Origin of the sequence: Mitsuaria sp. GD03876, assembly GCF_029840635.1 — a bacterium.
Taxonomy (GTDB): domain Bacteria; phylum Pseudomonadota; class Gammaproteobacteria; order Burkholderiales; family Burkholderiaceae_C; genus Roseateles.
Map to the genome: position 1 here is coordinate 1 of NZ_JAOCCU010000086.1, position 8,922 is coordinate 8,922.

Here is an 8,922-nt window from a genome sequence, read left to right on the forward strand (position 1 = left end):
CGGTCAAACCAGATATTCACCTGACTACCTCGGCATACCCTCCGAGGCCGCCGCTCAAAACGTTGTCGTGAGCAGCGAAGACCGAGAGTCTAGCACGAGTTTTTCCAGCCGCGCAACTCCCGTCATCCGGTTGTCACTTGGGCGTGCGGAGATCGACCGCCCGCCGCGCTGGACGGGCTCAGTGCAGCCGCGACTGCGGCGTCAGCACTTCGAGCGCGACCTTCGCCGGATCGTCGCTCTCCAGGATGCGAGGCAGCGCGGCGGCCAGCCGTGGCACGTCGGCGCGCAGGATGCGCTGCTTGACCGACGGGATCTGCGACGGATGCATCGAGAAGCAGGTCAGCCCCATGCCCAGCAGCAGGTCGGTGAAGGCGGCATCGCCCGCCATCTCGCCGCAGACGCTGACTTCCTTGCCGGCCGCCCTCGCCTGGGCGATCGAGCCCGCCAGCAGGTGCAGCACCGCCGGGTGCCACGGGTCATACAGATGGGCGACGGCCTCGTCGGCGCGGTCGATCGCCAAGGTGTACTGGATCAGGTCATTGGTGCCGATGGACACGAAGTCCACCTGCTTGAGCAGCTGCGGCAGCATGATCGCCGCGGCCGGCACTTCCACCATGACGCCGAGTTCGACCTCGCCATACGCCTGGCCGACCTCGTCCAACTGGGTCTTCACCCGCTTGATGGTTTCCTGGACCTGACGGATCTCCCCCAGGTGGGCGACCATCGGGACCAACAGCTTGACCTTGCCGAAGGCACTGGCCCGATAGATGGCCCGCAACTGCTGCCGGAACATGCTCGGCTCGGCCAGGCTCCAGCGGATCGCCCGCAGGCCCATGGCGGGATTGAGCACATGCTCGTGCCGCAACTCGTTGACCGACATCCGGTCCAGGGGCTTGTCGGCGCCGATGTCCACCGTCCGGATCGTCACCGGCAGGCCGGCCATCGCCTCGACCGCATTCTTATAGGCGATGAACTGCTCTTCCTCGCTCGGCAGGTCGCCGTCGCGGTTCATGAACAGGAACTCGCTGCGGAACAGCCCCACCCCGGTCGCGCCGGAAGCGAGCGCCGCGACCGTGTCGCCGGGCAGCTCGATGTTGGCGTGCAGCTCGATGCGCTGGCCATCCAGCGTGATCGCCGGCGTGTGGCGCAAGCGGGCCAGCCGCGCGTTCTCGAGTTCCGCCTGCCGTTGCCGGAAGCGGTACTCCTCAAGAATGATCGGCGACGGATTCACGATCACCGTCCCGGCATCCCCGTCGATGATCACCCAATCGTCCTGACGGATCAGCCGCGAGGCCTCCCGCGTTCCCACCACGGCAGGAATCGCCATGCTGCGCGCCACGATCGCCGTGTGCGAGGTCTTCCCCCCGATGTCGGTGATGAAGCCCTGGAAGACGCTGCGCTTGAACTGGATCATGTCGGCCGGCGCGATGTCCGCGGCGACCAGCAGCAGCGGGTCCTCGCCGGCGAAGTCGCGGGCCACGACGGCGGCCGGCCCGGTGGGCGAGTCGTCCAGCTCCGCCGCGAGCGCGGCCAGGACGCGCTCCACCACCTGCTCCAGGTCGGCCTTGCGCTCGCGCAGGTAGTCGTCCTCCATCTCGTCGAACTGGCGGGCCAGCACCTCGAGCTGCGCCGACAGCGCCCATTCGGCGTTGTAGTGACGGTCGACGATCCAGTCGCGGGCCGCGTCGACGAGGGCCTCGTCGTTCAGCAGCAGCAGGTGCACGTCCAGCAGCGCGTCGAGCTCATGCGGCGCGTCCTCGGGCAGCTCGGCCTTGAGGTCCTGCAGTTCGCGGGTCACCGCGTCGCGGCCCCGGACCAGCCGGGCATATTCCTGCTCCGCGTCCGCGGCGCCGATGAAGTAATGCGCGACGTCGACGCGGCTGGACGCGACCAGCACCGCTCGGCCGATCGCCACGCCGCGGGAAACGGGAATGCCGAAGACCTGGAAACTCATGCGCCGACTGTAGCAGCGGGGTTCGAAGCCCCCGTTGGCCGAAGGTGAACTGCGTGAAAACGTATGCTGGCCCGGCGTCAACCGACAACGACCGCGAACGTGACGGCGCCGCGACTGTCACGGTTCGTTCACTTGCGGGTCACCGACGCGTCACCCCGTCCGCTCAGCATCGCGGGCATCACTTGAGAGCGAGGCTCTGTCATGAGGGATCTGCCGCTGCCCACCCTGCCCTTCTCGGATCTGCGCCCGGCCGAGGCGCCCCGGAGGTCACTTCCAGCCGGCTCGCAAGAAGTCGCTGTCGACGCTTCGCGCACTCGCTTCCACGTGGGTTGGGCGCGCACGGAAGACGAAGTCCGCCAGGCCCAGCGCCTGAGGTACCAGGTCTTCGTCGACGAGATGGGCGCGCGCCTGAGCGTGCCGGCCGGCGCCCCCGCCGGGCACGACGTGGACATCTTCGATCCCTTCTGCGAGCACCTGCTGGTGCGCACGCTCGACAAGCATGACCAGCCCGGCGAGGTGATCGGCACCTACCGCGTGCTGACGCCGGAAGCGGCGCGTCGCGCCGGCGGGCTGTACAGCGAAACCGAATTCGATCTCACCCGGCTGCGCTCGCTGCGCCCGCGGATGGTCGAGCTCGGCCGCTCCTGCGTCCATCCGGACCACCGCCACGGCGGCGCCATCATGGCGCTGTGGGGCGCGCTGGCCGAGTTCATGGTCCGCAACGACCTGGACACGATGATCGGCTGCGCCAGCATCAGCATGCGCGACGGCGGCCATTACGCCGCCAGCCTGTGGCGCCAGCTCGAGGGCAGCCACATGGCCGACATCGAATGGCAGGTCCGTCCGCGGCTGCCGCTGCCGGTCGACGAGCTCCGCCAGGACCTGGTCGTCGATCCCCCGCCGCTGATCAAGGGCTACCTGCGCTGCGGCGCCCGCATCCTGGGCCGTCCGGCCTGGGACCCGGACTTCAACACCGCCGACCTGCCGATGATCATGCGCATCGCCGACCTGCCGGCGCGGTACCGGAAGCATTTCCTGGGCCGCTGACCGACGGACGGACGAAAACGCGAAAGGGCTGCCTCGGCAGCCCTTTTTCCTTCGCGAGGCGGCTTACTGGCCTTCGCCGAACTTGTCGTTCACCAGCGCGGCGATCGCCTCGTGCGCGGCCTGCTCGTCCTCGCCGGCCGTCTCCAGCTCGACCTCGGCGCCGATGCCCGCGGCCAGCATCATCACGCCCATGATGCTCTTGGCATTCACGCGGCGGCCGTTGCGGCTCATGAAGACCTCCGCCTTGAATCCCCCCGCCAACTTCGTCAACTTCGCCGATGCCCGGGCATGCAGGCCCAGCTTGTTGCTGATGGTGAGGGTCGACTTGATCATGAGCAGGAGGATTGGGACGTGGAAGTCGTGGAGCACGGCGTCGCGGCCGAGGCCACGGCGTCGCAGAGGATGCCCTGGGTGCCGCCCTGGCTGGCGCGCTGCACCAGCGCGTCCAGGCCTTCGCCGGCGTAGCACAGCGAGCGCCAGAGCATCGGCACGTTGACCCCGGTCAGCACCTTCACCTGCTCGCCCTGCAGGCGCAGCGCGGCATTCGTCGGCGTGGCGCCGTAGACATCGGTCAGCACCAGGGTCTGCACATGGCCGGACGCGCCGATCAGCGCGCGCGCCTGCGATTCGACATCGTCGGCGCTCATGTCCGGCGTCACGTCCAGCACGCTCAGCTGCAGCGAGCAGTGCGGGAACGTGTGCTCGGCCACCTGCTTCAGCGCGGTGGCCAGCGGAGCATGGGCGATCAACAGCAGGCCGGACATGGGCCGCATTATCGTGCGCCGCAGCATGGCGCGGGCGGGCCTCGCACAAACCCGCGATCACGGGGAGGAGACCCACTCCAGGGGGTCATCCCCCCGGCAATTGCACCGACCCGAGGAACACGTCCCAGGCCTCCAGATCGACGCGTTCCGCCTGCACGAGCAGCTGATACAGGCGGCCGCCCTGCGAGAACACGGCCTGCCGCACCTGCTGGGCCGGCTGGCCGGGACGCGCGTCGAAGGCCTGCTGGAAAGCCTCCGGATCGGGGGCCGCGCCGCGCACGCCCAGCGGCGCCGACGCCTGGGGGGCCATCTGGCGGGCGATGCCCTCATGCATCCGGCGCATCGCCGCCGAGGTCGCGCCAGCGTCGCCGAGGTCGGTCCAGGTCAGCGAGTACTGCCCGCCCCGGGCCTTGCAGCTGAGCGAGCGCACCGCCACCGGCTGGCCGCCCGGCCCCGGCTGGGTGCGTTCCTCGCGTTCGGGCTTGCAGGGGAACATCAGGGCCAGCTGCGCGCCGTCCGGGTTCACCTTGCGCCAGTTCAGCGCCGGACTGCAGCCCGCGACGAGCACGGACAGCAGCAAGGGAAACAGCAGCGACCCCGGCGCCGCCGACAGCCGCCGGGAGGCAGGCGCGGGCCCACCCGTCCCGGAGACGGCCGGGCCGGTGGGTCTCGAGGTCGAAACGGGGATCGAAGCGGGGGTCGAAGCGAGGGTCGAAGCGCGCATCGGACGATCTTAGGACGGGCGCGTCGCCCCGCCGGCTTCCCCCACAATCGCCCGATGAGCGAAGCGAACCCCTCCCGTCCCTCCGCCATGGCCCTGCGGGGCGTGCGCGTTCTGGATCTCTCCCGCGTGCTGGCCGGTCCCTGGTGCACGCAGACGCTGGCGGACCTCGGCGCCGACGTCATCAAGGTCGAACGTCCCCCGAAGGACGGCCACCCCGGCGGCGACGACACCCGCGGGTGGGGCCCGCCTTACCTGAAGGACCGGGACGGCGAGGACACCGCCGAAGCGGCGTACTACCTCGGCGCCAACCGCAACAAGCGCTCGGTCGCGATCGACATCGCCAGCCCGGCCGGCCAGGCGCTGATCCGCGAACTGGCGTTGCGCGCCGACGTGCTGGTCGAGAACTACAAGGTCGGCGACCTGGCCCGCTACGGCCTGGACGCCGAGGCGCTGCGGGCGATCAACCCGCGGCTGGTGTTCTGCTCGGTGACCGGCTTCGGCCAGACCGGCCCCTACCGCGACCGCGCCGGCTACGACTACGCCGTCCAGGGCCTGGGCGGGTTGATGAGCGTCACCGGCGAGGCCGACGCGCTGCCCGGCGGCGGGCCGCAGAAGGTGGGCGTGGCGGTGGCCGACCTGTTCACCGGCATGTACGCGACGGTCGCGATCCTGGCCGCGCTGCGCCACCGCGACGCGACCGGCCAGGGCCAGGTGGTCGACATGGCGCTGCTGGACACGCAGGTCGCGATGCTCGCCAACCTCGGCTCGAACTACCTGACCACCGGCAAGGCGCCGCGCCGCATGGGCAATGCGCACCAGAACATCGTCCCGTACCAGGTCTTCCAGGCCAGCGACGGCCACCTGATCGTCGCCGTCGGCAACGACGGCCAGTTCGTCAAGTTCTGCGAGCTCCTCGGCCTGCCCGAGCTGCCGCGCGATCCGCGCTACGCGACCAACGCGCAGCGCGTGCGGCATCGCGAGGCGCTGGTGCCGCTGCTGGCCGAGCGCGTCGCGGCCCGGCCGCGCCAGCACTGGCTCGACGCGATGGAGGCGGCCAAGGTGCCGGGCGGCGCGATCAACGACCTGGCCGAGGTCTTCGACGACGCGCAGGTCCGCCATCGCGGCATGGTGGTCGAGATGGACCACCCGCTCAGCGACGCGCTGCGCGTCGTGGCCAGTCCGATGAAGCTCTCCGGCACGCCGGTGGCCTACCGATTGCCCCCGCCGCTGATGGGGCAGCACACCGACGAGGTCCTCGCCGAGCTGGGCCATGCCCCCGAAGCGATCGCCGCGTGGCGAGTGGAAGGAGTCATCGCATGAGCCAGGACGACGGCAACCGGAGCAACGGCGGCAAGGACGGCAGAGGCCGGGACGAGGGCCCGCGGGACGGCGTGGACATCGTCCTCGTGCACGGCGCCTGGCTGGGCGCCTGGGCGTGGAAACGGGTGCTCGGGCCGCTGCGCGCGGCGGGGCACCGGGTGTTCCCGGTGACGCTGAGCGGTGTCGGCGAGCGCGCGCACCAGCCGCATGACGGCATCCGGCTGCAGACGCACATCGACGACGTGAAGGCGGTCATCGAGTGCGAGGAACTGCGCGACGTGCTGCTGGTCGGCCACAGCTACAGCGGCATGGTGATCACCGGCGTCGCGGACCAGATGCCCGAGCGCATCGCCCGGCTGGTCTACCTGGACGCGGTGGTGCCGGAGCCGGGCGAGTCCTGGTCCAGCCGCCACACGCCGGAGACGCAGGTCCAGCGGCGCGAGCTGATCTCGCGCTTCGGCCATCTGCCGGTCACCGAGCCGCACGGGATGGGCCTGCAGCCCGCGGACTTCGACTGGATGATGCGTTGCCAGCGCCCGCAGCCCGGCGGCGTCTACGACAGCCCGCTGGCCTTCGACAAGGACGCGTGGCTGGCGCGGCCGCGCACCTTCATCGACTGCAACCGCCCCGCCCTGCTGACGATCGCCGCCGCGCGGGAGCGCGCGCGCAGCCAGCCGGGCTGGGAGCTGTTCGAGATCCCGACCGGCCACCAGGTGATGGTGTCCGCGCCGCAGGCGCTCGCCGAACGGCTGCTGATGCTCGCGGACCGCCAGGCGAAGGCCTGACGAATCGTCCGCAAACCGCCCTCCATCCCCCCGGAAACGTGAGCCTTTTCACGCCATCCCCCCAGGGGGAGGAGTGCCCCCGACTCACGGGATGGCCGGTCCCCGGGCCGCGCGGAACCATGGCGCCTCCCAGCCCCGGCATGCCGCCGGAGGCCCACAAGAATGAGAGAGCATGTCCCGCCCGCCCCCCACCGTTGCCGCGCCGTTGGCCGCCAATGACATGGTGCAGCGCCCCAGCGATTCGCAATGGGGCGACATCGTCCAGCAGCTCGGCGCCGAGATCGCCGGCCCGCTGAGCGCGGCGCTGGAACGGATCCACGCGCTGATCGGCACCGGGCAGATCGACCGCCAGGGCCTGCGCGCGCTGCGCGACGCGGTGGCCCAGGCGCGCGAGGCCGGCATGGTCAGCCAGCAGCTGGCGCGGCTGGCGTCAGGCCGGCTGCGGCTCTCGCGCGAACGCGTCCACCTGACGCAGGTGCTGCGCGGCGTGCTGACGCAGCGCAGCCGCGAGACGCAGGCCCGCGGCATCCAGATCCGCCAGCTGCTGCAGCCGATCGAGGTGGTGACCGACGCGTCGCTGCTGTTCTCGCTGCTCAACGCGGTGATGGACTGGGCGCTGGCCAACACCCATTCCTCGCTGGAGATGCGGCTGGACCTGACGCCGTGGCCGGCCAAGGCGCGGCTGATGTGCCGCTTCGCCCACCGCTCGCTGGACCTGGGCAGCGCGCCGTCGGCGGCGATCAACGAGCCGCCGGAGGCGCTGAACTCGCTGACCTGGCGCCTGATCGAGCAGACCGCGCTGACGCTGGGCGCGCTGCCGCTGCGCGAGGACGAGGCCGGCATCACGATGCTGACGCTGGAGTTCCCCAATGTCGCCGGCGACGAGTCCGAGGCGCCGCCGGACGCGCTGCCGCCGGCGCGGCCGGAGCGCCAGGAGTTGCCCGAACTGCCCGATCTCGACGACCCGACGCCGTCGCACAACTCCAAGCCACTGGCCGGCTGCCACCTGCTGATCGTCTCGCCGCGGCGCGAGGTGCGCCAGGAGATCCAGGGCGCGGTGCGGCACATGGGGCTGATCATCGACGCCGTCGCCTCGATGGACGAGGCGCTGCAGTTCTGCGAGGAAGGCCTGCCGCACGGCATCGCCTTCGAGCAGTCGCTGCGCGACGCGGACTTCGACCGCCTGCGCGCCGACATCACCGCCGAGGTGCCCAACTTCAGCTTCATCGAGGTGATGGACGGCGACCAGCAGACCCAGCTCTCCACCGCCACCGCCGACCACATGGCGCGCATCTCGCGCCAGAACCTGCAGGACGCGCTGCCGTCGGTGCTGCTGTTCGAGCTGTCCAAGGCGCTCTGACCGCGCCCGGGGCCGCTGGGAGCCGCTGGGGGGGCCGACCGACGCCGCCTGACGCCGGGGCGGCCGAAGCCCGGCGCAAGCCCCGCCGAGGTGGCGGGTCAACGGCCACCGGCCTACACTCGCCCCCCATGAAGCTGCCTCGCTGGACCGGACTCCTCCTGTTGGTCGCCGCCGTCGGTGTCGGCGCCGGCCTCGCCTATGAGGGCCTGAAGCCCGAACCCGCGCCGCGGGTGGACTACGTGCTGCTCGACGGCTCGAAGCACACCTCCGCGCAGGCCTGGACCGGCAAGGTCATGCTGGTCAACTTCTGGGCGACGTCCTGCACCACCTGCGTCAAGGAGATGCCCAACGTCGTCGCCACGCACCAGAAGTACAAGGACAAGGGCTTCGACACGCTGGCGGTGGCGATGAGCTACGACCCGCCGGCCTACGTCGCCAACTACGCCGAGACCCGCGCCCTGCCCTTCGGCGTCGCGATGGACAGCACCGGCGAGATCGCGCGCAGCTTCGGCAAGGTCCAGCTGACCCCGACCACCTTCCTGATCAACAAGCGCGGCGAGATCGTCAAGCGCTTCGTCGGCGAGCCCGACTTCGCCGCGCTGCACGGCACGATCGAGAAGCTGCTGGCCGAGGGCTGATCCCGCCCGGCCGCCTCGCTCAGCCCCCGTCGAATGCCGCTCCCCGAGCGGCATTTTTCATGGGCGGACCGAGGGCCTCGTGCGGGTTAGCCCGGGCGCTTTGCGATTCTTTTCGCGGGCGACACCAGGCTGCTGTCGCCAGATACTAGGGTGGCGACATCACGCTTCGCCCGCCCGAATGAACCCGAACAACAAGCTCCCTGGCGCGCCGGTCACCGGCCCCGTGTCCTCCTCCAGCGCGCCGGTGAGCCGGCGACAGCGCGGCCGCGCCGCGCCCTGGGTCCTCGGCCTGGTCGTGCTGGCGGTCGCCGCCGGCGGCTGGTGGTGGTG

The 8,922-nt window shown here is 70.8% G+C and carries 9 protein-coding genes; 5 read left to right on the forward strand and 4 right to left on the reverse strand.

Annotation, left to right across the window (positions count from 1 at the left end; genetic code table 11):
* Positions 1–178 precede the first annotated feature (178 nt).
* Entirely contained in the window at positions 179–1,954 is a 1,776-nt protein-coding gene (gene ptsP / locus N5D62_RS27925) for a phosphoenolpyruvate--protein phosphotransferase (RefSeq protein WP_279761355.1), read from the reverse strand.
* A 201-nt stretch (positions 1,955–2,155) separates the two neighbouring features.
* On the opposite strand from ptsP, the gene N5D62_RS27930 reads away from it, so the two are divergent.
* Positions 2,156–3,001, forward strand: coding sequence for a GNAT family N-acyltransferase (locus tag N5D62_RS27930; protein ID WP_279761358.1), 846 nt, complete (start codon positions 2,156–2,158; stop codon positions 2,999–3,001).
* Between the two features lie 63 nt (positions 3,002–3,064).
* On the opposite strand, the gene N5D62_RS27935 is transcribed toward N5D62_RS27930, so the two are convergent.
* The 3 genes from N5D62_RS27935 to N5D62_RS27945 form a co-directional block, all read right to left on the reverse strand.
* Positions 3,065–3,334: an HPr family phosphocarrier protein gene (locus tag N5D62_RS27935; RefSeq protein WP_279761361.1), complete on the reverse strand. Its 270-nt coding sequence runs from the start codon at positions 3,332–3,334 to the stop codon at positions 3,065–3,067.
* Positions 3,331–3,765 (reverse strand): PTS fructose transporter subunit IIA, encoded by a 435-nt coding sequence (locus N5D62_RS27940; RefSeq protein WP_279761363.1) that lies wholly within the window; start codon positions 3,763–3,765, stop codon positions 3,331–3,333. Before N5D62_RS27940 ends, N5D62_RS27935 begins: the two co-directional genes overlap by 4 nt.
* Before the next feature lie 85 nt (positions 3,766–3,850).
* Positions 3,851–4,345, reverse strand: a complete 495-nt coding sequence (locus N5D62_RS27945) for a hypothetical protein (protein WP_279761366.1) — start codon at positions 4,343–4,345, stop codon at positions 3,851–3,853.
* A 198-nt stretch (positions 4,346–4,543) separates the two neighbouring features.
* On the opposite strand from N5D62_RS27945, the gene N5D62_RS27950 reads away from it, so the two are divergent.
* From N5D62_RS27950 to N5D62_RS27965, 4 genes are all read left to right on the forward strand, one after another.
* Positions 4,544–5,809: a CaiB/BaiF CoA-transferase family protein gene (locus tag N5D62_RS27950; protein ID WP_279761368.1), complete on the forward strand. Its 1,266-nt coding sequence runs from the start codon at positions 4,544–4,546 to the stop codon at positions 5,807–5,809.
* On the forward strand, positions 5,806–6,594 hold the full coding sequence (locus N5D62_RS27955) for an alpha/beta hydrolase (protein ID WP_279761370.1): 789 nt from the start codon (positions 5,806–5,808) through the stop codon (positions 6,592–6,594). The genes N5D62_RS27950 and N5D62_RS27955 overlap by 4 nt, the downstream gene beginning before the upstream one ends.
* Positions 6,595–6,766: 172 nt before the next feature.
* The gene (locus tag N5D62_RS27960; RefSeq protein ID WP_279761372.1) at positions 6,767–7,954 is read left to right on the forward strand and encodes a hypothetical protein; all 1,188 of its coding nucleotides are present in this window, start codon (positions 6,767–6,769) and stop codon (positions 7,952–7,954) included.
* 128 nt (positions 7,955–8,082) lie between these two features.
* Positions 8,083–8,592 carry a TlpA disulfide reductase family protein gene (locus N5D62_RS27965; protein WP_279761374.1) on the forward strand — a complete coding sequence of 170 codons (510 nt, stop codon included), beginning with the start codon at positions 8,083–8,085 and terminating at the stop codon, positions 8,590–8,592.
* The last annotated feature ends 330 nt before the right edge of the window (positions 8,593–8,922 follow it).

What these genes read in the sequence shown, in the direction of transcription:
- ptsP (WP_279761355.1), bottom strand. Translation starts at nt 1,954, where the DNA reads ATGAGTTTCCAGGTCTTCGGCATTCCCGTTTCCCGCGGCGTGGCGATC.
- N5D62_RS27930 (WP_279761358.1), top strand. Translation starts at nt 2,156, where the DNA reads ATGAGGGATCTGCCGCTGCCCACCCTGCCCTTCTCGGATCTGCGCCCG.
- N5D62_RS27935 (WP_279761361.1), bottom strand. Translation starts at nt 3,334, where the DNA reads ATGATCAAGTCGACCCTCACCATCAGCAACAAGCTGGGCCTGCATGCC.
- N5D62_RS27940 (WP_279761363.1), bottom strand. Translation starts at nt 3,765, where the DNA reads ATGTCCGGCCTGCTGTTGATCGCCCATGCTCCGCTGGCCACCGCGCTG.
- N5D62_RS27950 (WP_279761368.1), top strand. Translation starts at nt 4,544, where the DNA reads ATGAGCGAAGCGAACCCCTCCCGTCCCTCCGCCATGGCCCTGCGGGGC.
- N5D62_RS27955 (WP_279761370.1), top strand. Translation starts at nt 5,806, where the DNA reads ATGAGCCAGGACGACGGCAACCGGAGCAACGGCGGCAAGGACGGCAGA.
- N5D62_RS27960 (WP_279761372.1), top strand. Translation starts at nt 6,767, where the DNA reads ATGTCCCGCCCGCCCCCCACCGTTGCCGCGCCGTTGGCCGCCAATGAC.
- N5D62_RS27965 (WP_279761374.1), top strand. Translation starts at nt 8,083, where the DNA reads ATGAAGCTGCCTCGCTGGACCGGACTCCTCCTGTTGGTCGCCGCCGTC.